Below are 23,050 nucleotides of genomic sequence, written 5' to 3'. Positions count from 1 at the left end.
GAGAGTTACCTATTTTGTTTTGATTAAAGATTCGACACCTTTATCAAAACGGGTAACTCTCATCTTTTCAAGAAGAAGTGTCAGATTAAGTCGAGACTAATTCACCTTAGATGACTATAACTCTAAACTAGCACTTTATATAGCATCTTTATTAGCCGCTTTTGGTATTGAAGCTAACGCGGCGCAATACGAAGAAGTAAATAATAGGCTAATTGAACCACTTACCAAGCGAGAAGAAGAGTTATTGCACCTCATTAATAAAGGCCATACTAATAGCAAAATTAGTGCGTTACTAAGCTTGTCAGAAAGTACAGTTAAGTGGCATTTAAGCAATTTATTTTCAAAATTAGGGGTTAAAAGAAGAAATCAAGCTACCTCAAAAGCACGAGAACTTGGTTTATTATAAATTTATTTTTGCTTAATTTGACGTCTTTTTACCTACTTGATAAAGCATTGAACGATTCTAAAGAAACTTATCAAAGCCCCAAATGTATAACGGTCTAGCTTGAATGTCGTTTTGGATATGAGCCTACAAAACTTAGTTACTTTTCTATCAAATTTTAAAACGTTAGCTATATTTAAGACAATTAAATAGCAGAATATGACCTGAATTTCGCATAAAGGACTCTACTATTGATAAAAGATAACAATAAATTTAAGTGAAATTAACAATCGGGAAAGTTATGAGAACCAACAATGTTTTTGTAAAAAGTCGCTTAGCGGCGGCTATCGGGGTTTCATTCTTATTTTCAGGCAGCTTGTACGCAGAAGAAGCTGCTGGTGAGCAGGCTGAAAAAGCCAAAGAGAAATCTGGCTTAGAAGTCATCCAAGTAACAGCTCGTAAAAGAGTAGAGTCAGTTCAAACAGTACCTTCAAGTGTTAACGCGGTAACAGGCGAACATATGGAAGGCATGGGCGTACACAGTGTTAACGACCTTGCTAAGTTTGTTCCAGGTCTTGAACAGCCACAACTAGCTAACCATTCACGTTTATCACTTCGTGGTGTTTCATCAGGTGATAACCAGTCATTTGAACAGTCTGTAGGAACATATGTAGACGGTGTATACCGTGGTCGTATGAATCAACAGCGTTCAGGTTTCTTCGATATGGAGCGTGTGGAGGTATTAAAGGGCCCACAAGTGTCACTTTACGGTAACAGCTCAGTTGGTGGTGCGTTAAGCATGGCTACTAAGCGTCCTGAAGTTGGTGATGAACTAAATGGTAACTTTACCGTTAAATATGAAACAGAATATGAAGAGTCACAAATTTTAGGCGGTGTAAATATACCAGTAACAGACGAATTAGCTGTACGCTTTGCGGGTAAGTGGCGTGATCAAAATGGTGGTGCGGCATTTAACCATTATACGGGTAAAGTTGAAAACTCTTATGAAGATTCAGCGTTTCGTATCAGTGCCGTATGGGAACCAAATGACGAGCTCAATATTTACCTTCGCCATGAGCAAGCTACCTTTGAAAAGCACGGTGAAAGCCTAGCTATCTACGCTCATGTTAATCCAGACTTTACACCAAGAGCTGATTCGCCTTTGGCACCATTTGGTATTGGTACTGGTGAAATGTACACAGGTAATGATCAAAGCATTTTTAACAATGGTCCGTCGGGTAACTATAACGACAGTGACGAAACCATGTTGGAAGTGGTTTGGAACATTAACGACGACATGACATTAACGTCAATTACTGCTGACAGTAATTATGATTATTATCATACGCTTGATGTTGATATGACACCGGCAAACTTTATGTCGACAAATACACCTGAAGATTACAGTCAGTTTTCTCAAGAATTGCGTTTAGATACTGAAATAAACGACCAATTAAACATTATGGCAGGCCTTTATTATCAAGATGCAGATTTTAATACAGGTTTTGATGTTGACTTTTATATGCCTCATGTAAGCACATTAATTGGTAGCCCATTAGAGTTTGGTTCATTCTCTCGTTCAAACTATTTAAGGCAGAATACTGAACAGCAAGCGATATTTACGCAATTTGACTACAATCCAACAGATAAATTGAGTTTAACGCTTGGTGTTCGTTATACCGATATTACTAAAACTGCAACACAAGGTTTAAGATTACTTGATATTGATGGTTCTACGTACGATGAAGCGCCATACCCTGAAGGTCACCCATTTGCTGGTTTAACGCCTGCATTGTTTAGTTATTGGGGGGTTTTAAAGTCTGTGGGTGCTCCGCATGAATTTCAAGATATGGTACGCGAAGAAGATCACTTAATGTTACAAGCAAGTGCTAGTTATCATTTCTCTGATGACTTTATGGGTTATGTAAATTACGCCGATGGTGCTAAAGCGGGTGGTTTTGATACGCTTTATGAAGGCCCAGTTACAGCGAGCCCTCTTGGCACATCACCTGGACCTTCAGCGGGTACGCCAGAAGATACTGAATTTGAAGATGAAAGTGTATCAGCGTGGGAAGTGGGCTTTAAGTCAGACTGGGAAACAGTTCGCTTGAATGTTGCAGCCTTTTATGGTGTTTACGACAACCTACAAACGTCGATTTTCAATGGTTCTATTGGATTTAACGTAGGTAATGCAGGTAAATCAATTCAAAAAGGTGTTGATGTAGAGTTTATCTGGCAAGCAACAGATGATCTAAAAATTACTGCAAATGCGGAATACTTAGATTTTTACTACGATGAATTCCAAGGTGCAGCGTGTAGCTTAACTGAAGTTTATAGAGGTGAGCAGGGCGCAGATGGCAAGTGTGACTGGTCTGGTGATAGCCTTGCTTGGGTGCCTGAGTTTACTGCGGTTGTAGCTGTGGAGCATATTGCAGAAGTGTTTGGTGATTATGAATTAGTTAATATGTTAAGTGTTAGCTATAAGTCTAAACATACGGTCGATTCAAGTAATGAAGTAAACCTTACTCAGGATGGCTACGCTTTAGTTGACTATCGCGTCACACTAACACCAGCAGACAGCAATTGGCATGCTGCATTTACTGTAAACAACTTGTTAGATGAAGACTATGAAGTTTACCTAACTAAGATCCCATTAATTGCAGGTGCATATGCTAATGGTGTTCATCAAAGTAAACGTCGTATTAACTTCGAAGTAGGTTTTAACTTCTAAATTAAACTCGAATAATTGCTCGCAAGTTAAGGCGAAAGTAAGGTGACATTGTTACCTTACTATCGCCTTTTTTTCGCTCGTCTATTTTTGGAAAGTATAAAATGTTAAAGAATTTCAAAGAAAAAGCCCCCGAACCTCAACACCTGTTGCATGTAGGTAATAACTTATATTGGCTGCGCATTAGTATGCCATTTGCACTTGATCATATAAATATTTGGCTAATAGAAGAAGCTGATGGTTGGGTGGTAATTGATACTGGCCCGAATACATCAAAAGCCAAAGAGCAGTGGCTTGCGGTAATAAATAACCAGTTAAAAGGTAAACCAATCACTCGCATTATTTGTACTCATGGTCACCCTGATCATATTGGCTTAGTGGGTTGGCTACTTGAAGAGCTAGAGCACAAGCCTAGTTTTAGTATTTCAATGCCTGATTACAAATATTATCAAATGTTATTTTCTTGTGAGCCAAGTGTACCAAGAGATCAGCTCAATGAGTTTTATACTGGATACGGTGAAGGACAAAAACAAGTAAAGGCTTATTTTAGGAATATTGATACCTTTCGCAGTATTATTTACCCTGTAGACTCACCTTGTCAGGTATTACAAGATGAGCAAATAGTTACTTTAGGTAATCATCAATGGCGAATAGTGATGGGCTATGGCCATGCGTCGGAGCATGCATGTTTTTATTGTCAGGAATTAGATATTCTTATTGCTGGTGATCAAATATTACCGAGTATCACGCCAAATATCAGTATTTGGCCTGATGCGCCTGATGCTAACCCTATGCAATTATATTTTGATTCAGCACAGCACATATCAACAGTGATTACAGATGAAACCTTGATTTTGCCAGCACATGGTTTAGCTTTTTATGGTGGTGTTAGCCGATTAAATAAAATAGTTTATGGGCATAAAGAAAAGCTTGAACAGCTTTATCTGCATTGTAAAGAACCCAAACAAGTTAATGAAACTTATCAAGTGTTATTTAACTGTGAAGTTGACTCAGGTAATGACTTATTTGCATTTGGTGAAGCATTAGCTAGTTTGCAAATATTGGTTAAAGCGGGTCGCTTAAAAGTGACTCTTAATGAGCAAGGTGTAAAGTTATTCCAACAAGCTTAGGCTAAGTTGTGTAGAATTAGTAATTTATAGATTGATAAGCTTTGCTTTGTAAATGGTTAGCATTACAACCATGTAGTTAATCACATTATTTGTGTATCGGGTGTTTAAGAGCACTGGGCAATAAATTTATTTTATCTTGCGTAATAGCTAAAAAACTTCTTTAAGTTTTGTTTTAATTTATTAATTTTAAGGGATAACTTTGCTAATTCGGTTTAAAACATCAATGGCTTTAATTTGGTGTTTCTTTGTCTTTTCATTATTTGTTAGTTTTAAAAGTGAAGCTAACAAAGACTTAAGCTGTGCTTCTTGTCATCAAACTCAAACACTAGCTTGGAAAAGCTCACACCATTTTCACTCTATGGCTGAAGTATCATCGGACTCTAATTTGGGAGATTTTACTTTAGGCAAGGTTAAGCTAAACGATGAAGAAATAAAGCTACTGATTCAAGACGACAAGTATTTAATAACTATGCCTGGAGTAGATGGAAGCCCAGTAACTAAAGAGTTACTTTATACTTTTGGTTATTACCCGCTACAACAATATATGTTTAGTGATGGAGCAGGAAAGTATCAATTTATTCCTTACGCTTGGGACAGTCGCTCAAAAGCTGAAGGTGGACAAAGGTGGTTTAACCTTTATCCTGAACTTAATGCTGAAGATGAATTTCATTGGACGCAAATGGGGCAAAATTGGAATCAAAACTGCGCCGATTGCCACAGTACAAACTTTAAGAAAGGCTTTGATTTAGAAACACTTTCATATCAGTCGAGTTATGACGTCATTAATGTTAGTTGTTCCGCTTGTCATCAGGGAAGTGAGCAACATTTAACGTGGGTAAAAAATCCTGATAGTAAAATAAAAAATCCTGACAGTAATAAAAATAAATTTGGCTTTAGCCAAGATATTTCAACAAAAGTACCCGCATTTGCTACTAATGACTTAGGTAAGCTATTTCCAACAACGCGAGTGAAAAAAACACAGCAAGTGGAAGTATGTGCTCAGTGTCATAGCCGAAGATCACAACTGTCAGATCACACTGAATCAGTGCCATATCATCAGCAATATCAATCGTCATTAGTAAATACGCCTTTATATTACCCTGACGGGCAAATTTTTGATGAAGTATATGTATATGGTTCGTTCAAGCAAAGTAAAATGTATCAAAATGGTGTTACTTGTACTAATTGCCATGATCCGCATACTTTAAAGCTTAAACATGAAGGTAACGCCACCTGTACCCAATGACTCCGTACTGCATTTGCAAATCGGGCTTTTGATAACTTGGCAGAACTAATGTAGTAACGATACTCAAGGGATTCTTTACCCTGTTTCGTCTGCCGATAGCTCAGTGCTACACCAATAGTTTTCAGTTCTTTCCATTCACAGAAGTTATCCGTTAACGAACCCGCTTCCATTACATGATACGCTCTGGCTTCACTTCTTCCGTGAGCTTTTTCCAGACAAATTACTTCCTGATTTATCGCACCAGAAAGCGCCTTACGGACGGCATCATGCAGCTCTTTTTGATTTCCTTTCAGGGCCAGAAGGTAGTCACCACCACCATCAATAATTTGCTCAGCGATTTCTTTCTGGCAGCCCATTGCATCAATGGATATCAGACAGCCTTTTATGTCCAGCATAGTCAGCAAAGCTGGAATGGCGGTGATTTCATTCGATTTGCTCTGAGTTTTAATCTGTCCTAATACGACGTTATTCTCTGAGGCAAAGGCGTTAACCATGTGGATAGCCGACTGCCTGTTTTCCCGGTTATAAGAGCCACAAAGCCGCTTGCCATCAATAGCAATGAGTTTCCCCTCGGATAACTCCACCACCGATTGCATCCAGCCGATAAAACAACGCTGAAACTGCCCACTGTCTATCCGCGATATCACACGCGCTATGGTGTCATGAACCGGTAAGCCGTTCTTGAATAATCCCTTAGCGGCAAACCAGTCAAAATGCAGATCGCCAAAATCTTCGATATCTTCCCATCCTTTGGCTCCAGCGATGGACGCACATACCACCAAAAATAAAATATCAGTAAATAGATGGGCTACCTTGGCTGACTGTCTGGGATCTTCTAACTCACCAAAAAACTGTTCAAATGCGCCTGTTTCCATGACTCTCTCCGCAAAAGAGAGTATAAGATCACAGACGCTTACTATCGTCCAGAGTTGTTGGCGATTCAAACGTCAATTGAACGATTTATGTTCATGATCTTGCCCTGTACTCTAATCATTCCATTTCGACGTAGCCAACCCAAAGCCGGAAAGATAAGAATCAGTCTCGCGATGCAAAGGGTGGCAAAAAATATTGGTCAATCAAAATAAGTGAAAGATTCGAACGTGATAGAACAACTACTACAGCCAATCAATCAGTTTTTATTATGCCAAACACCAGTAGCTTGGGTAGACGAGGCTAAGAAATCAGAAAACCTTCCCGTAGTATTGCTTGACCATTTGGTTTGTGAATTAAAGGCCGCTCAATCAGCTATGTACCTTATTCGCAAGTATGCCGTGGATAAGGACAGTGGTGATGCGTTGTTAGCGTGGTTGAAGCCATTCGAAGATTTCACTTACCGCAAACAAGGTGACTGGAAAGCGTTAGCTGACCACGAAAAGCTGACCAAATCTATGATCCCCAAATCTGGTGCGCCTTACAGCCAAGACTTAATTGATAAAATGGTGTTGTTGATAAAGGAAGAACTGCACCATTTTTATCAGGTTCTGGAAATCATGGAAGAGTATGGTATTGCCTATGAATCCGTTGGTTCGAGTCGCTATGCCCGTGGTATGCTCCGTCATGTAAGAACGTATGAGCCAGCTGCTTTAATTGATAAATTGATATGTGGGGCTTATATAGAAGCGCGTTCGTGTGAGCGCTTTGCGGTATTGGCACCCCATGTTGATAAGCGTTTAAATGATTTTTATGTGTCGTTGTTGCGCTCAGAAGCACGCCATTATCAAGATTACCTTACGTTGGCTGAATCAATAGCTACATCGACCTCCGGCGAGGATATCACTGAGCGGGTTGCCTTTTTCGGTGAGGTAGAGGCTGACCTGATTTCATCGTCAGATGATGATTTTAAGTTTCATAGTGGTGTACCAGTTTAACTGGCACTCGTCAATCGAAAAGATCATATGTTCTCAGTATTATACGTCCTGGTGTACTCCATATGACAGTTTCGGATTTTGAGTTCAATCAAACGTGACAGTCCGCAACAAGTTAATGTCCGAAAAGAGCGAATAGCAGACGTTAGAGGAGCCTCCGTTGTAGACTAGCTATCTGATCGTATACCGGTCGTTCAGATAACCACGAACCACTGCCAATTTCTGTCACTCTGGTCAGTTTACTTACCAGCCCAACAAGGTACACTATAGACTTTTACATTAGCAAGGATGCTGATGTTAGCTGCAGAGCAATACACCTATCAACGCCATCGTCCAGAGCAAACATTGCTCTATCAACTTGTTGAGAAACATTACCCTGCCTTCGCCGAGATGATGCAATCTCAGGGAAAGGCATTACCATACCATGTGATCAAAGAGTTTGAAGAGTTTCTTAAGTGTGGTCGACTTGAGCATGGATTTCTGCGCATAGTCTGTGATGACTGCAAACATGAGAAGCTTGTAGCTTTCAGTTGCAAGCGAAGAGGTTTCTGCCCGAGTTGCGGAGCTCGAAGGATGGCTGAGAGTGCGAAACTACTGGTTGATGATGTATTGCAGGGTTACCCTGTTAGGCAATGGGTGTTAAGCTTACCTATTCCCCTAAGGTTATTACTCGCCAGATACCCCAAAGAACTCAGCAACGTCCTGCAAATCGTTCACCGCGCAATTTCCACAGACATCATCCATCGTTCAGGCTACTTGAAGAAGCAGGCTAAGACAGGGGCAGTCACCTACATTCAGCGTTTTGGTAGTGCGCTTAACTTAAATATACATTTCCATATGCTGTTCCTTGAAGGTGTCATCACACAAGAGCATGGACAAATGACATTTAAGCGAGTCAAAGCGCCGAGTCATTCCAATATGGAGGCGTTGGTAAACACCATCAGCCAGCGCATCGCACAATATCTCGAAAAAGCAGGGCTAATTCAACGCGACATTGACAATACCTATCTGGACTTGCCAATTAACGATGAAGACAGCTTGTTACCACTGCAAGCTGCTTCGGTCAGCTACCGGATCGCAGTTGGTGCAGATACTGGTAAAAAAGTGTTTACTTTGCAAACCATGCCAGCAAAAGATCCTGATCACTTAGGACAACTCGCAAAGATAGCTGGATTTAGCCTACATGCAGGGGTCTTCGCAGATGCAGATCAACCAGAAAAACTAGAAAGATTGTGTCGTTACATCGCAAGACCTGCAATAAGCGAAAAACGCTTAAGCCTCACAACGACAGGTAATGTCAGATACGAACTCAAGACACCCTACAGCAATGGTACGACTCACGTATTCTTCTCGCCGATTGACTTCATTAGTAAGCTAGCTGCCTTGGTACCACCGCCTAGACTGAATCTGACGCGGTTTTATGGCGTGTTTGCGCCAAATGCCAATGTACGAGCAGAAGTAACTGCTTCACAACGCGGCAAGAACAGCCCTCGTTTAGCAGAGCATCTGAAAGATTCAGATAAGCCCTACCAGGCGCGCAGCATGTCATGGGCACAGAGGTTAAAACGTGTATTCAACATTGACATTACCATTTGCGAAGCTTGCACAAAGGCGAATGTCAAAATCATCGCATGCATTACAGAGCCTGCCGTCATCCAAAAGATACTCTGGCATTTGGATAAGCAAGATTCACCAATTACCGCTAATTCTTGCAGAGCGCCGCCACTGATTGAGTCAAAACAAATAAGAACTGACGATTACGTTATTCAGAGAGATTTCAACTTTGGCGCTTAAGGGCTCCACCGCCAATATAGCTTGAACACTCATGTGTTGAGGCATCATGTTGCACATATCGAGAGAATTTTTCAGTCCCAATGATCAGTCTATTTTCTTATCTTGACTACACTTACTTCGTAATTGCTTCCTGTTTTTGGACCTAAATCGCATGAAACAAGCCTTAAAGCCAGTTGTCACAGAGGATAGTAAATAGCGTTAATTTGTCTTAAACTCAACCAGATTGAGTTCTTCTTTAACTTGTTCGGTACAAGCAGGGGGTATGGCGACGTGAAGTATGTCGTCTATATGCAACACAATATCGGGCGATACACCAGCTTTCAGTTCACGCCAGCCGCGAACTCGCTGAGATAAGTCGAGGATACGGATGCCGTACTTTTTATACAATTCACTTTCGCCAATGGTTTTCCCGTGCAGCGGTGAGCCGATGGCTACGCGTAAATAGGTTAATTCCTTTTCAACTCGATATTCATCCCACAATGCTTGTACCGATCTACTTTTGGATTCTTCACCGCTTGGAGCACCGTCAGGAAGCCACTTCCGACCGTAGCTGACCATGTATAACACCAAACCGGCTAGCACAATTAAGCCAGGTAACGTGAAAGAAAAAAAGCTGAGTGGTTCAAAACCTTGACTCTTTAAACCCGCACTTACCACTAAGTTTGGCGGAGTAGCAATTAAGGTCAACATACCACTAACCAAAGCCGCGTAGGACATGGGAAGGAGCAGTTTACTTGGGCTATTGTTGGAATATTTAGCAATGCGCAGCACAATAGGTATAAAGATAGCAACAACGGCGGTCGAACTCATTACGGCGCTAAGTATGGCGCTCGCTAACATCAGCATAATCAGCATTTTGGTCGTTGAGCTACTACTATTTTGGCTGATCCAATTACCGACAAATCTCGCTACACCGGTTCTGTCTAGCATCTCGCCAACCACGAGTAAGCCAGCTATGAGTATGACAACTGAATTGCCAAAGCCTGCCAATGCTGCGTTAACGGGCAGTATGTTGGTCAGTATTAGGGCCAAAACCACACATATTGCAATCATGTCGTAACGCACACGGTTACTCGCCATGAGTAACGCCGCGGCGGCAATCAGTGCAAACACGAAATTTGCGTGATATTGCTCAGATAACGTGAACATGATGATAGCTCCTTGCGTAAATTCGGAAAATAGAACGAAAGTGAACGTTCAAAACAACCCGATGACGATAAGAGGCTGAAAGAAAACCTTTCGTAAAATGAAAAAGCCAGTTAAAAGAGTGTTCTACAATCGTCAAACACTATTCTAGCTGGCTTTATATTACTTAGATAAGTTTTTTAGGTATTGGGGTACGTTGGACCACCACCACCCTCGGGTGGACGCCATGTAATGTTCTGTGCTGGGTCTTTTATGTCACAGGTTTTACAGTGAATGCAGTTTTGTCCATTAATTTGGAACTGCATTTCACCGTCGCTTTCCACCACCTCATAAACGCCTGCCGGGCAGTAACGTTGCGCGGGTTCATCGAAGCGAGGCAAGTTCTGCTTAATAGGGATAGACGTATCGGTTAATTTCAGATGACACGGCTGATCTTCTTCGTGGTAGGTATTTGAAATATAAACCGAAGAAAGTTTATCGAAGCTAAGTTTACCGTCTGGTTTCGGGTAGTCGATTTTAATGTGCGCACTAGCCGGTTCCATACACGCGTAGTCTTCTTTCGAATCGCGTAGTTTTAACAGTGGCTTACCACCAAAAATCTTCTGCTCCATCCAGTTATAGCCGCCACCAACGATAGGGCCAAACTTATGCAAGGCAGGACCAAAGTTACGCGAGTTATATAACTCTTGATACGCCCAGCTCTGTTCGAATAGTTGTTGGAAGTTGGTTGTACCCTTTTCTTCAGCATCGGTACCGAGCGCTTCAAGGATCGCATCAGCGGCAATCATACCTGACTTCATCGCAGTATGAACGCCTTTGATTTTACTGAAATTCAAAGTTCCAGCGTCACAGCCAACCAACATACCACCGGGGAAACTCAGCTTGGGTAGTGCATTCAACCCACCTTTGGTAATTGCACGCGCACCATAGGTGATACGTTCGCCACCGCTGAGTGTTTCAGCAATAATCGGATGATGCTTAAGGCGTTGGAACTCATCGAACGGGCTGATATGCGGATTGGCATAATTCAAGTCAATGATTAACCCAACGAATACTTGCTGATTTTCGGCGTGATAGAGGAAGAATCCGCCACCCATGCCTTTACTTAGTGGCCAACCTGAACCATGCACAACCAACCCCGGTTTGTGTTGCGACTCAGGCACTTGCCAGATTTCTTTAAAGCCAATGCCGTAATGTTGAGGATCAGCGTCAGAATCAAGCGCGAACTTCTTGATAATGCCTTTACCAATGTGACCACGGCAGCCTTCACCAAGAATAGTGTACTTAGCAAGGATATCCATACCAGGGGTATAGCCTGGGCCTGGTTCGCCATCTGCGCCTACGCCCATGTCGCCTGTGGCTACTCCACACACTTTACCATTGTCGTCGAAAATCACATCAGCGGCAGTGAAACCAGGGAATATTTCTACCCCAAGCTCTTCTGCTTGCTCTGCGAGCCAGCGACATAAATTCGCCACACTCACAATGTAATTGTTGTCATTGTGCATTGAAGGTGGCACCGCCCAATGAGGTAACTCAGTGGCTCTAGACTCGTCGCGAAGTAAATACACTTCGTCTTTAGCTACAGGCTGACCTAGGGCAAAGCCGTCTTCTTTCCAAGTAGGGAAGAGTTCGTCCAATGCTTTGGTTTCAATGACTGCGCCAGAGAAAATGTGAGCACCTACTTCAGCGCCCTTCTCAAGCACACAGACGTTGACTTCTTTGCCTTGTTCAGCAGCTTGCTTCTTAATCTGACAAGCTGCCGACAGGCCAGAAGGGCCAGCGCCAACAATAACAACATCAAATTCGATGGATTCGCGTTCTGGAGTATCCATGACGTTCCTCTTTATGGCACTTAATTTAAAGTACGCTAGCTAATTTGGCTTCTAATTCCGGTACTAGGTCGTGTAAATCACCGACTAAACCGTAGTCCGCCACTTCGTAAATTGGTGCGTCTGGATCTTTGTTAATCGCTACGATAACTTTAGAGCCTTGCATACCTGCTAAATGCTGAATGGCACCAGAGATACCTACCGCTACATACAAGTCAGGTGCAACAATTTTACCGGTTTGACCAACTTGGTGGTCGTTACCAATAAAGCCTGCGTCAACTGCTGCACGCGATGCACCGAGGGCTGCATTCAAACGGTCTGCTAGTTTTTCGATAAGTGCGAAATTCTCTTCACTACCTACACCGCGGCCACCCGAAACTACAATACTTGCAGAAGCGAGTTCAGGGCGTTCACTTTGGGCAATTTCTTCGCTAACTACACGCGACAAGCCACAGTCAACAGCATTATCTACCGCAGTGATAGCGCCAGTGCCAGCTCCTGTTGGCGCAGCATCAAAAGCAGATGTACGCACAGTGATAACTTTCACAGCATCGCTAGAAGTAACGGTTGCAATGGCATTACCCGCGTAAATGGGGCGCACGAATTCAGCTTCACCATTAACACCGGTAATATCTGAAATTTGACCTACGCCGAGTAGTGCGGCTAGGCGTGGCAGTGCATCTTTCATTACACTCGTCGCCGGTGCAACAATGTGGCTGTAGCCTTCTGCATTAGCTTGTAATGTTGCTGCTAGGTTTTCTGCACCTTGATACGCTAGTGCATCGTGGTCAGCAACCAGTACTGCGCTAACGCCATCGACTTTTGCCGCTTCTTCGGCAACGGCTGCACACCCTTTACCGGCCACAAAAATATCAAAAGAGGCACCAATTTTAAGTGCTGCCGACACGGCTGCTAAGGTAACAGGGCTGAGTGTGGCGTTATTGTGTGATGCAATTACTAAGGTTTTCATTAAATCACCTTCGCTTCATTTTTCAGTTTATCGACTAGCTCGTCTACCGACGCAACTTTGATACCTGCCTGACGTGTAGCAGGAGCAGCAACAGAAAGTTGTTGTTGCGTTGACGTAACTTCAACACCTAAATCTGCGGCAGTTGTCTCTGCGATAGGTTTGCGTTTCGCTTTCATGATATCAGGTAGTTTGGTAAAACGCGGTTCATTCAAACGTAGGTCAGCCGTCACGATAGCGGGAAGCTTCAGAGCTACAGTTTGTAGACCACCGTCGACTTCGCGTGTAACTAGCGCTTCGTCACCTTCAATTTTAACCACTGAGGCAAAAGTTCCTTGTGGGCGACCCATAATACCTGCAAGCATTTGACCCACTTGGTTGTTGTCGCTGTCGATAGCTTGCTTACCCATCATGATCAGGCCCGCGTCTTCTTGCTCGGCTACTTTCGCTAGTAAACGGGCAATAACTAATGGCTCTGGTTGCTCTTCTACATCAATACGAATGGCACGGTCAGCACCCATCGCAAGGGCAGCTAGGATCTGCTCTTTAACGATTTTGGGACCAATACAAACAGCGATAACTTCACTTGCTGTGCCCGCTTCTCTTAGGCGTAGTGCTTCTTCAACCGCTATTTCACAAAACGGGTTGATAGACATTTTGGTGTTGCTCAAATCGACGTCTGAGCCGTCCTGTTTAATACGTACTTTTACGTTGTAATCGATAACCCGTTTTACCGGAACAAGGATTTTCATAGTAAACCTTCTAATTCTAATTAAAATTGATCAACAGCAAATTCATACAGTGCTTGGGGGTTTTGTACCATTACACCAAAATGATGTAGTGCACGTGGCAACAAGCACTGGCTGTAGTACATCGCTGAAATACGCTTCTTAGCAAGGAACTCTTCACCGTACACGTCGTCGTTCGCGTCAGTTAAGGCGATAACGGCGAGTAAGGTACGGCCTTGCATCCAACCACCACACAAATAGCCCATTGCCATTAGCATATCGAAACAAACTGCTTGTGATAACTCTTTTTCGCTCGGTGCGTTAGTCAGTAGCCATTCTTTTGCCGCACGCGCTTTGTCCACGGCTTGGGCGAATGCTGCACCAAAGGCTTGCGCGTCGGCGTTGCTAGAAGCGCTCAATTCAGTGGCGGTAGCCGTCATGTCGTTTAATAGACTTTCCAGTGCTACACCACCGTCCATTAATACTTTACGACCAATAAGGTCGAGCGCCTGAATCGCCGTTGTGCCTTCATAAATAGGTAAGATACGTGCATCGCGGAAATGCTGCGCTGCACCTGTTTCTTCAACATAACCCATACCGCCATGAACTTGTATGTTAAGCGAAGTGAGCTCTTGTGCAAACTCCGTCATCCAACCCTTTACAATAGGTGTAAACAGTTCAAGACGCGCGTATTTTTCTTTACTGTTATTGTCGGCGTGAGCAAAGTCTAGCGCGGCAGACGCTTCTAGCGCTAAAGCGCGCATCGCTTCAACCCCAGAACGCATGGTTAATAGCATACGGCGAACGTCAGGGTACTCGATGATAGGCTTTTTACTACCATCTCTGTTTTTACCTTGAACTCGCTCACGTGCATACTGCACCGCTTGTTGGTAAGCGCGGTCTGAAATACCCAAACCTTGTACACCTACGCCTTGGCGGGCGTGATTCATCATGGTGAACATATACGGCAAGCCTTTGTGCGGTTCGCCAACTAAATAACCAATCGCGCCCTCGTTATCACCAAATGCCATAGTACACGTTGGCGAGCCGTGGATACCGAGCTTGTGTTCAATTGAGATGGGGTATACATCGTTGCGTTCGCCTGGTTCGCCGTTTTCGTCGAGTACGAACTTAGGTACGATGAACAGTGAAATACCTTTTACGCCCGGAGGTGCGTCGGGTAAGCGTGCAAGTACCAAATGCACAATATTGGGGGTCATTTGGTGATCGCCCCAAGTGATGAAAATTTTCTGGCCTTTAATGCGATAGTGATCGCCATCTGGTGTTGCAGTTGTTGATACTGCCGCGAGATCTGAACCAGCGCCTGGCTCGGTCAGGTTCATGGTGCCAGTCCACTCACCAGCGATTAAGCGGGGTAGGTAAAGGGCTTTTAGTTCGTCGCTACCATGAGCAAGTAATGCCTCTACAGAGCCGATGCTCAATAACGGGCAAAGTGCAAACGCCATATTTGATGCTTGCCACATTTCGCTGACTGCAGTGCCTAAAACCTGAGGAAGATTTTGTCCACCAAACTCTTCTGGTGCTGTTAATGTAGACCAACCGTTATCCACAAACTGTTGATAGGCTTCTTTTAATCCAGGAGATTCAGTGACGGCATTATCAGCCCACTGCGCAGGATTTTGGTCGGTGTCCCAGTTCAACGGAGCAAATACTTCTGAGCTCAGTTTACCGGCTTCTTCTAAGACCGCATCTGCTAGGTCAATATTAATATCTTCTAATTGAAGTTTTTCACACAAACCATCGAAACCGATTAACTGGTCAAGTACAAATTTAGCATCAAGTACAGGGGGTTGATATTGACTCATTTCAGAACCTATCCTAGTGATTAACGTTGTTGGATTATCCAAATAGTATAGGCACTAGTCTGCAATTTGCGCTTAATTTGTTCAATTACCAAAAAAGTCTATTGCTTGACATATTCGGACACTCGTTTGCTCACTTCATCAAACTATCTCAATCTGCATTTATATTAGTTTGGGCTGATGTTTTGGTGCTAGATAAGTGTGTTCTCGCGATATAAGGTAGGCGTCTGTCCAGTCCATTGTTTAAAGGCGCGCGTGAAGGCTGCTGGTTCAGAAAAACCTAATTTATTCGTAATGGTGGAAATCGGAATATCGGGTTGGCTGAGGTAATAAATCGCCATATTTTTGCGTAATTTATCTTTGATTTCTTGAAAGCTGGTACCTTCTTCGGTCAATTTCCGACGTAGCGTGCGTTCAGACACATTCACGCTATCAGCAATATCTTGCATGCTAGCTTCGTGCTCGCGGTACTCGGCCAAATAATCCATCACTCGGCGGGTATAAACTGGTGTGAATTCTTGACGTGTAAACCAGTTGAGTGGGGCTTGCTTGAAGTGTTCGCGCAGGTTCTCCGCGCGCTGGGTGACAGGGTTTACTAGTTCTTCTTCACTAAAAACGAAGGCATCGTAGTCATGGCCGTAGGTGATGGGGCAGGGAAACATAAAACGATACTCGGCGGCATGAGCGGGTTCTGCACCACGCATCTTAACTTGTTGCAGAGGAATACTTTTACCAATTAACCAACCCGGAAAACGGTGCCAAAGCAGCAAAAAGAAATCTCGAAACAGTAAGTTACGGTCGATTTCAGGTTGGACTTGACGCATGCGCAATTCAACCTGTCCTTTACTTATATACAATGACAGTGAAATTGACTGGTTAACCAAACTGTAAAAACGGCACAGGTGTTTATAAACCCGATGTAAATTTTGCTCTTGAATCGCCCCATCGGCGAATAAACGGAACACGCCATACTTACTGGGCTGCGTGGTTAAGCCTAAAAATTCATCGTCACTTTGCTCCCATACCGAGCGCATAAGTTGACTAAATTGTTGAGAGGTTATACGACTTTGCGGATTGTCGAGCAGAGGCTGGTTAAGTCGAGCACTTTGTAGAATCGGCTCCAAATTCAAACCGAGTTGGCGCGCTGCGTCTAACACCGCATTGGCAAAGTGCACAGAAACACTGTGACTGTAGTGAAGCGACATACCTAGCTCAATGAGTCATTCGAAATTGATGCTATTTTGCGAGAGCGGTAGCCGATTAGCAAGTACAACTTGGGTGGCTTTAGTGCGGGTGTGACAGCTCCTCTACTTGGAAAAGTAGTGTAATTGGACCAAGAAAATGGCGTAGTATGTGTATTCAAACACCGATACTCAGAAACATGAGTAATAACGACGACGAGAAAATATCATGCAAAAAAGACTGACGAGATTACTTTCTGGATTAGCTACCACGCTCGCTGTTTCAATGTCTGCAAGCTTCGCCGGCTATGCGTCTACAGTAGTGACCAACGTGACTGGGTATACGCTAAACCCGCAGGGTGAAATGGTAACCTTCAACACAATAGTGTTTGATGAAGGTAAAGTAGTGCAACTTAATCCCACCGAAATGCCAGCTGATGCAACAGTGATTGACGGCAACAATAAAGTATTACTGCCGGGGTTGATTGATGCTCACGGGCATTTGCTCGGTTTGGGCGGTAACTTAATGGAAGTCGATTTACGCGAGAGTTCCTCAATGCAACAGGCAGCCCAATGGGTAGCTGACTATGCCATGATGCATGCTGACCAAGAGTGGATAAAAGGCCGCGGATGGAATCAGGAGTTATGGAGTGATCGCTCATTCCCAACAGCCGCTGTACTCGATGCTAAACTGAAAAATAAACCCGTCTGGTTGACGCGAGTCGATGGCCATGCCGCTTGGGTGAATAGTAAAGCGTTACAGATGGCGGGTATCAATGACAGTACGCCTGACCCCGCTGGAGGCCAAATTTTGCGCGATGCTGATGGCAAGGCAACAGGTGTGTTGATTGACCATGCCATGGATTTAGTGTCAGCGATAATGCCAAAAGATTCAGCGTCACTCTATGCAGCACAACTCAACGCTGCAGGCGAGCATTTGCATTCGGTTGGCATAACCGCCATGCACGATGCGGGTATTGGCCATCATGTCTACGACTTTTACTTGGCGCGAGCCGCTCAGGGTGAACTGCCCGTGCGTGTTTATGCCATGCTAAGTGCGACAGATCCGCTGCTACCAGAGATGCTAGATGTTGGCATTATTCGCAGCCAAGACGACTTTTTACATGTGCGCAGCGTAAAAGCTTATGGCGACGGAGCATTGGGTAGCCGAGGTGCTGCGTTAATCAAGCCATATTCAGATGCACCTCATCAGCATGGGTTATTACTAACGCAACCTGAAGATTTTCCCAAAGTAGTACAGCAAGTGTTAGGCGCGGGTTTCCAGTTGAACTTTCATGCCATTGGGGATAAAGCCAATCAGTTAGTACTTGATGAATTTGAGCGTACCTTTGAGCTACTGGGTGGCCAAGCCCTGCGTAACCGAATTGAACACGCGCAAATCATTGCGGTTGAAGATTTGCCTCGCTTTGCCGAGTTGAAAGTATTGCCGTCGATGCAACCTACTCATGCCACCAGCGACATGAATATGGCGGAAGATCGCTTGGGTAAAGCTCGGATGGAAGGTGCCTATGCATGGAAAACATTATTGAACAGTGGTATTCCAATGCCACTAGGTTCAGACTTTCCGGTTGAGTTGGCCAATCCATTCTACGGCTTACATGCCGCAGTTACTCGCCAAGACCGCAATAATCAACCCGTCGCTGGTTGGTATCCCGAACAGGCTATGAGTATTCAACAAGCTTGGCGCTTACTCTACGTCAACAATTTTCAATGTATTGGTTGCACCCACTTTTTCCATTTCATCACCGTAAGTTAAGATGATGCTGTCACCACTTTTGACTAGCCCTTTTTCTTTTAACGATGCAATAACGTCGTATTTCAAACGGCCTGGTTCACTGTTAGATGAGTCGAAGAAAACTGGCTTAACACCACGACAAAGCGCCATCGTATTTAGTGTAGACTCGTGACGTGACATGGCAATTATTGGCAATGAAGTTGTAATGCGAGACATAAGTGTTGGCGTGCTGCCGCTTTCTGTTAAACCGACAATGGCTTTTACGCTTGGTAAGTGGTTAGCGGCATAAACAGCTGATAGGGCAATAGATTCACTTGTTGAAGAGAATTGTTCGTCCATGCGGTGTTTTGAAAGCTTAACACTTGGGTGGGTTTCTGCACCTTCACAAACTCGAGCCATAGCTGCAACGGTCTCAATAGGGTAGTTACCTGCAGCAGTTTCAGCCGATAACATTACCGCGTCAGTACCGTCTAGTACCGCATTGGCTACGTCCATGACCTCTGCACGAGTAGGCATCGGGCTGTCAATCATCGACTCCATCATTTGCGTTGCAGTGATCACCACTTTGTTTAACTGGCGAGAGCGAGAAATCAGCTTTTTCTGCACACCCACAAGCTCTGCATCACCAATTTCAACACCAAGATCGCCACGGGCAACCATTACCGCATCTGACGCTCTGATGATGTCGTCCATCGCTTCATCACTTGCTACAGTCTCAGCGCGTTCAACTTTGGCGCAAATTTTTGCATAGCAACCTGCTGCTTCAGCAAGCTCTCGCGCGTAGTTCAGATCTGCGCCACTGCGCGGGAAAGATACCGCAAGGTAGTCAACGCCAATTTTAGCCGCCGTCTTAATGTCTTCTTTGTCTTTCTCAGTTAAGGCATCAGCAGACAGACCACCACCTTGGCGGTTAATTCCTTTGTTGTTGGAAAGTTTGCCACCAACGGTTACTTCAGTAATAACTTTACGCCCTTCAACACCGGTCACTTTAAGCTGAATGCGTCCATCGTCTAGAAGCAAAATATCGCCAGCAGATACATCGTCGGGTAGGGCTTTATAATCAATGCCCACTTGCTCGGCGTTGCCTTCATCTCTACCTAGTTCTGCGTCAAGAATAAAGGTTGCACCCACCGCTAGTTGAACAGGACCTTCTGAAAAGCGGGCTACGCGAATTTTAGGGCCTTGAAGATCGCCCAAAATGGCGACGTATTTTCCAAGGTTTTGCGCTGCCTGGCGAACGCGCTTTGCTCGTTCAATATGATCCTCAGCCTGACCGTGAGAGAAATTCATTCGCACAGTGTTTGCACCTGCCGCGATTAACGCTTGAATTTTTTCTAGGGTGTCTGTTGAAGGACCAAGTGTGGCAAGAATTTTTGTTCTTCTAGTCATGAGATTCCGTCGCTGTTTCTAAGTTAGAAATGACAAAGAGTGATTGGTATCGGGTGATCCCCGCTACCTGTAATCGCTTTACGTAATTTTATTACAGAATAGTAGTTTAATTTGACAAAAATGTGAATGAAAGAAAGAAAAACTGCCAACTGGCTCGACCAGTTGCGGTGTTTTTTTGAATTCTGAACAAAATTTACAACGCGAAAGCAAAGAGCAAATCTTATTCTCCAATCACATTTTTAATTCACGTATTTAATTCACGTAGTGTAGAAATAAAAAGACGCTGTTAAGTAGGGTAGGACGCCATTAACGATATAGCAAATTGACCGAATAAACCGGTGTGTTGCTACACATCGTCAGTGGCTTTTTGAGCAGTGCCAAAGTGCACTTTGCGGATGGCTCATTGAGGCCGCATTGAGGACTAATTTACCGCTCGATTGAATTATTAGTAGTTTAGTCGTTTCGCTTCTCAAAGCGCGAGCCGCGCAATGTGTCTTTAACCCGCTTTAAATTCTCTCTAAACTTATTGCCTCGGCGCAGCGTAAAGCCTGTTGCAAGTACATCAATCAAGGTTAACTGCGCAATACGAGATGCCATAGGCATGTACATGTCGGTATCTTCTGGTACTTCAAGTGATAATACATAGCTACATTCTTGAGCCAGTGGGCTATCTGCAGAAGTAATGCCTACCACGGTTGCATCGTTCATGCGTGCAATTTGGGCAATCTCAACTAAGCTTTTTGTTCGTCCGGTATGACTTATCAAAACAACAACATCGCCGTCTGAACAATTCATACAACTCATGCGTTGCATGAGGATGTCTTCAAAATAGACAACCGGCACATTAAAGCGAAAAAATTTGTTAAGCGCGTCATGAGCAACAGATGCCGAAGCGCCAAGGCCGAAGAAAGAAATCTTTTGTGCCTGTGTAAGCAGATCTACAACGCGATTTACCACATTCACGTCAACAGATTGTCTTGCCACTTCTAAAGACGCCATGGTCGATTCAAAAATTTTATTGGTGTATTCGTCAGGGCTATCGTTCTCATCGACGTGACGATTTACATAAGGCGTACCGTTAGCAAGGCTCTGAGCCAAATGTAATTTGAAATCAGGGAAACCTTTTGTATCAAGACGTCGGCAGAAGCGGTTAACCGTTGGTTCGCTCACATCCGACATTTTAGCAAGGGTTGCTATACTCGAATGAATAGCTGTTTGCGGGTTAGCAAGTATAACCTCGGCTACCTTTTTCTCGGATTTACTGAATGCAGCTTTATTTTGAGTGATTTTTTCTAAAATGTTCATACAGACTATAGCAATTTAATGGTGCATGGATTTGTAAAGTACATGCGTAATAGTACCCATTGTGACGTCAGTGACAAGAAAAATGTAATTTTTTGACATTTTTTATTGATTAGATCGGGTTAAATCGGGGTAAACTGAGGGAAACAGCAAAGTTTCAGATCCGGTAGTTGGTTGAAGTTGTAATTTTACTACATTTGGTGTTAACTATGCAGTAATTAATGTCGATAGTATTGTAAACAACCATGCAATACATCGCACACACTCATTTAAAAGGTCGACGAATATGGTATTGGATAATTCCTACGAACCCTGTGATTTTGTACTTTTTGGTACACTGGGTGATCTTTCACGACGCAAGCTTTTGCCTTCGCTATATCAATTAGAAAAAGCCAATCTGATCCACCCAGATACCACTATTGTGGGTGTGGCGCGTCAAGAAATGTCGTTAGAAGCTTACATCGATGAGGTTCATGCCAACTTAGTTAAGTTCGGTGACAAGAACTTATGTGAAGCTACATGGGAAAAGCTAAAGGCGCGTTTACACTATGCGTGTGTAGACATGAAAGACGTTGGAAGCTACTGCGTTCTTGACGATCACGTAGACTCATCTCGTACAATGGTGTGCTATTTAGCTACACCTCCTTCAATTTATGGCGATATTTGTCGCGGTTTGCACAGCTGTAAAATTATCGACTCTAGCGTTCGCGTTGTTTTAGAAAAGCCAATTGGTCACGATTTGGCGTCATCGAAAGTTATCAATGAACAGGTAGCTGAATATTTCGATGAAAAGCAAATCTATCGCATAGACCATTATTTAGGTAAAGAAACTGTACTTAACCTTGTTGCATTGCGATTTGCAAATTCAATATTTGCGACCAACTGGGATCACAACTGTATCGATCACGTACAGATATCGGTTGCCGAGTCAGTAGGTATTGAAGGGCGTTGGGGTTACTTTGACGACGCTGGTCAAATGCGAGACATGGTGCAAAACCACTTGCTACAAATTCTAAGTTTGGTTGCGATGGAGCCGCCTACAACCCTTGATGCCGACAGCATCCGTGATGAAAAGCTCAAAGTCCTTAAGGCATTGCGCCCAATTAATTCGTTTAACATTAACGAAAGTACAGTTCGCGGACAATACACATCAGGTTTTGTTAAAGGTGAAGAAGTACCTGGTTACCTTGAAGAAGAAGGTGCCAATACACAGAGTAAAACTGAAACCTTTATTGCAATAAAAGCTGAAATTGACAACTGGCGTTGGGCCGGCGTGCCATTTTACCTGCGCACAGGTAAGCGTATGCCGACTAAGGTGAGTGAAGTTGTTATTTACTTCAAGCGTCAGCCGCACAACTTATTCGGTGACAGCTTCAAGAATCTTCCGCCAAACAAGCTGGTTATTCGTCTACAGCCAGACGAAGGGGTAGAAATCACCGTAATGAATAAAGTACCTGGCTTAACCAGCTCAGGCTCTATGGATCTACAAAAATCCAAGTTAAACCTAAGTTTCTCTGAAGCGTTTGCCGATGAGCGTATTCCTGATGCATACGAAAAACTCCTTCTTGAAGTTATGTTGGGTAATCAGGCGCTATTCGTTCGTCGTGACGAAATTGAACAAGCCTGGACATGGGTAGACTCAATTCTTGAAGCGTGGAAGCAATCGAGTGAGCCACCAGAACCGTATCAAGCAGGTACATGGGGGCCGGTAGACTCTATAGGTCTTCTTGCTCGCGAAAATCGCAGCTGGTACGAAAGCAAAACAGGGAAGAAAAAGTAAT

The 23,050-nt window shown here is 43.7% G+C and carries 16 protein-coding genes and 1 pseudogene; 8 read left to right on the top strand and 9 right to left on the bottom strand.

Features of this window, described 5'->3' with window-relative positions; translation table 11 throughout:
- Positions 1 to 139 precede the first annotated feature (139 nt).
- From F0261_RS20255 to F0261_RS20150, 4 genes are all read left to right on the top strand, one after another.
- Positions 140 to 406, top strand: coding sequence for a response regulator transcription factor (locus F0261_RS20255; protein ID WP_367613871.1), 267 nt, complete (start codon positions 140 to 142; stop codon positions 404 to 406).
- Between the two features lie 277 nt (positions 407 to 683).
- The gene (locus F0261_RS16715; protein WP_171338503.1) at positions 684 to 3,113 is read left to right on the top strand and encodes a TonB-dependent receptor; all 2,430 of its coding nucleotides are present in this window, start codon (positions 684 to 686) and stop codon (positions 3,111 to 3,113) included.
- A gap of 101 nt (positions 3,114 to 3,214) precedes the next feature.
- A complete protein-coding gene (locus F0261_RS16710) occupies positions 3,215 to 4,240 on the top strand; it encodes an MBL fold metallo-hydrolase (RefSeq protein WP_024017274.1) in 1,026 nt (341 codons plus the stop codon).
- A gap of 223 nt (positions 4,241 to 4,463) precedes the next feature.
- Positions 4,464 to 5,486 (top strand): multiheme c-type cytochrome, encoded by a 1,023-nt coding sequence (locus F0261_RS20150; protein WP_171338502.1) that lies wholly within the window; start codon positions 4,464 to 4,466, stop codon positions 5,484 to 5,486.
- Here the strand turns inward: F0261_RS20150 and F0261_RS16700 are convergent.
- Positions 5,480 to 6,361, bottom strand: a pseudogene (locus tag F0261_RS16700) (ISAs1 family transposase); the annotation flags it as partial. The gene F0261_RS20150 and the pseudogene F0261_RS16700 sit on opposite strands and share 7 nt — an antisense overlap.
- 225 nt (positions 6,362 to 6,586) lie before the next feature.
- Here F0261_RS16700 and miaE point away from each other — a divergent pair.
- Entirely contained in the window at positions 6,587 to 7,354 is a 768-nt protein-coding gene (gene miaE, locus F0261_RS16695) for a tRNA isopentenyl-2-thiomethyl-A-37 hydroxylase MiaE (protein WP_171338500.1), read from the top strand.
- A gap of 291 nt (positions 7,355 to 7,645) precedes the next feature.
- A complete protein-coding gene (locus F0261_RS16690) occupies positions 7,646 to 9,145 on the top strand; it encodes an IS91 family transposase (RefSeq protein WP_171338499.1) in 1,500 nt (499 codons plus the stop codon).
- 198 nt (positions 9,146 to 9,343) lie between these two features.
- On the opposite strand, the gene F0261_RS16685 is transcribed toward F0261_RS16690, so the two are convergent.
- From F0261_RS16685 to F0261_RS16660, 6 genes are all read right to left on the bottom strand, one after another.
- Positions 9,344 to 10,294, bottom strand: a complete 951-nt coding sequence (locus F0261_RS16685; protein WP_171338498.1) for an SLC13 family permease — start codon at positions 10,292 to 10,294, stop codon at positions 9,344 to 9,346.
- Between the two features lie 176 nt (positions 10,295 to 10,470).
- On the bottom strand, positions 10,471 to 12,126 hold the full coding sequence (locus tag F0261_RS16680; RefSeq protein ID WP_008305471.1) for an electron transfer flavoprotein-ubiquinone oxidoreductase: 1,656 nt from the start codon (positions 12,124 to 12,126) through the stop codon (positions 10,471 to 10,473).
- A gap of 25 nt (positions 12,127 to 12,151) precedes the next feature.
- A complete protein-coding gene (locus F0261_RS16675; RefSeq protein WP_008305470.1) occupies positions 12,152 to 13,093 on the bottom strand; it encodes an electron transfer flavoprotein subunit alpha/FixB family protein in 942 nt (313 codons plus the stop codon).
- Entirely contained in the window at positions 13,093 to 13,842 is a 750-nt protein-coding gene (locus F0261_RS16670) for an electron transfer flavoprotein subunit beta/FixA family protein (RefSeq protein ID WP_008305469.1), read from the bottom strand. The genes F0261_RS16675 and F0261_RS16670 overlap by 1 nt, the downstream gene beginning before the upstream one ends.
- Before the next feature lie 20 nt (positions 13,843 to 13,862).
- Positions 13,863 to 15,644 carry an acyl-CoA dehydrogenase gene (locus F0261_RS16665; protein ID WP_008305468.1) on the bottom strand — a complete coding sequence of 594 codons (1,782 nt, stop codon included), beginning with the start codon at positions 15,642 to 15,644 and terminating at the stop codon, positions 13,863 to 13,865.
- 188 nt (positions 15,645 to 15,832) lie between these two features.
- On the bottom strand, positions 15,833 to 16,846 hold the full coding sequence (locus F0261_RS16660) for an AraC family transcriptional regulator (protein WP_008305465.1): 1,014 nt from the start codon (positions 16,844 to 16,846) through the stop codon (positions 15,833 to 15,835).
- A gap of 205 nt (positions 16,847 to 17,051) precedes the next feature.
- Between F0261_RS16660 and F0261_RS16655 the strand changes: the two genes are divergently transcribed.
- Positions 17,052 to 18,599 (top strand): amidohydrolase, encoded by a 1,548-nt coding sequence (locus tag F0261_RS16655; RefSeq protein ID WP_015067460.1) that lies wholly within the window; start codon positions 17,052 to 17,054, stop codon positions 18,597 to 18,599.
- Here F0261_RS16655 and pyk read toward each other — a convergent pair.
- The gene (gene pyk, locus F0261_RS16650; RefSeq protein ID WP_015067459.1) at positions 18,531 to 19,967 is read right to left on the bottom strand and encodes a pyruvate kinase; all 1,437 of its coding nucleotides are present in this window, start codon (positions 19,965 to 19,967) and stop codon (positions 18,531 to 18,533) included. The genes F0261_RS16655 and pyk overlap by 69 nt on opposite strands.
- 453 nt (positions 19,968 to 20,420) lie before the next feature.
- Entirely contained in the window at positions 20,421 to 21,272 is an 852-nt protein-coding gene (locus F0261_RS16645; protein WP_015067458.1) for a MurR/RpiR family transcriptional regulator, read from the bottom strand.
- A gap of 283 nt (positions 21,273 to 21,555) precedes the next feature.
- Here F0261_RS16645 and zwf point away from each other — a divergent pair, with 283 nt between their 5' ends.
- Positions 21,556 to 23,049 (top strand): glucose-6-phosphate dehydrogenase, encoded by a 1,494-nt coding sequence (zwf, locus tag F0261_RS16640; RefSeq protein ID WP_015067457.1) that lies wholly within the window; start codon positions 21,556 to 21,558, stop codon positions 23,047 to 23,049.
- The last annotated feature ends 1 nt before the right edge of the window (position 23,050 follow it).

The sequence above is a fragment of the Alteromonas sp. 07-89-2 genome, from assembly GCF_013113925.1.
Taxonomy (GTDB): domain Bacteria; phylum Pseudomonadota; class Gammaproteobacteria; order Enterobacterales; family Alteromonadaceae; genus Alteromonas; species Alteromonas macleodii.
This window is presented reverse-complemented; position numbering and strand designations above follow the sequence as displayed.

Bases quoted from the DNA above. Each gene is read 5' to 3' on its own strand.
- F0261_RS16715 (WP_171338503.1), top strand. From the start codon at position 684: ATGAGAACCAACAATGTTTTTGTAAAAAGTCGCTTAGCGGCGGCTATC.
- F0261_RS16710 (WP_024017274.1), top strand. From the start codon at position 3,215: ATGTTAAAGAATTTCAAAGAAAAAGCCCCCGAACCTCAACACCTGTTG.
- F0261_RS20150 (WP_171338502.1), top strand. From the start codon at position 4,464: ATGGCTTTAATTTGGTGTTTCTTTGTCTTTTCATTATTTGTTAGTTTT.
- F0261_RS16690 (WP_171338499.1), top strand. From the start codon at position 7,646: ATGTTAGCTGCAGAGCAATACACCTATCAACGCCATCGTCCAGAGCAA.
- F0261_RS16685 (WP_171338498.1), bottom strand. From the start codon at position 10,294: ATGTTCACGTTATCTGAGCAATATCACGCAAATTTCGTGTTTGCACTG.
- F0261_RS16680 (WP_008305471.1), bottom strand. From the start codon at position 12,126: ATGGATACTCCAGAACGCGAATCCATCGAATTTGATGTTGTTATTGTT.
- F0261_RS16675 (WP_008305470.1), bottom strand. From the start codon at position 13,093: ATGAAAACCTTAGTAATTGCATCACACAATAACGCCACACTCAGCCCT.
- F0261_RS16670 (WP_008305469.1), bottom strand. From the start codon at position 13,842: ATGAAAATCCTTGTTCCGGTAAAACGGGTTATCGATTACAACGTAAAA.
- F0261_RS16665 (WP_008305468.1), bottom strand. From the start codon at position 15,644: ATGAGTCAATATCAACCCCCTGTACTTGATGCTAAATTTGTACTTGAC.
- F0261_RS16660 (WP_008305465.1), bottom strand. From the start codon at position 16,846: ATGTCGCTTCACTACAGTCACAGTGTTTCTGTGCACTTTGCCAATGCG.
- F0261_RS16655 (WP_015067460.1), top strand. From the start codon at position 17,052: ATGCAAAAAAGACTGACGAGATTACTTTCTGGATTAGCTACCACGCTC.
- pyk (WP_015067459.1), bottom strand. From the start codon at position 19,967: ATGACTAGAAGAACAAAAATTCTTGCCACACTTGGTCCTTCAACAGAC.
- F0261_RS16645 (WP_015067458.1), bottom strand. From the start codon at position 21,272: ATGAACATTTTAGAAAAAATCACTCAAAATAAAGCTGCATTCAGTAAA.
- zwf (WP_015067457.1), top strand. From the start codon at position 21,556: ATGGTATTGGATAATTCCTACGAACCCTGTGATTTTGTACTTTTTGGT.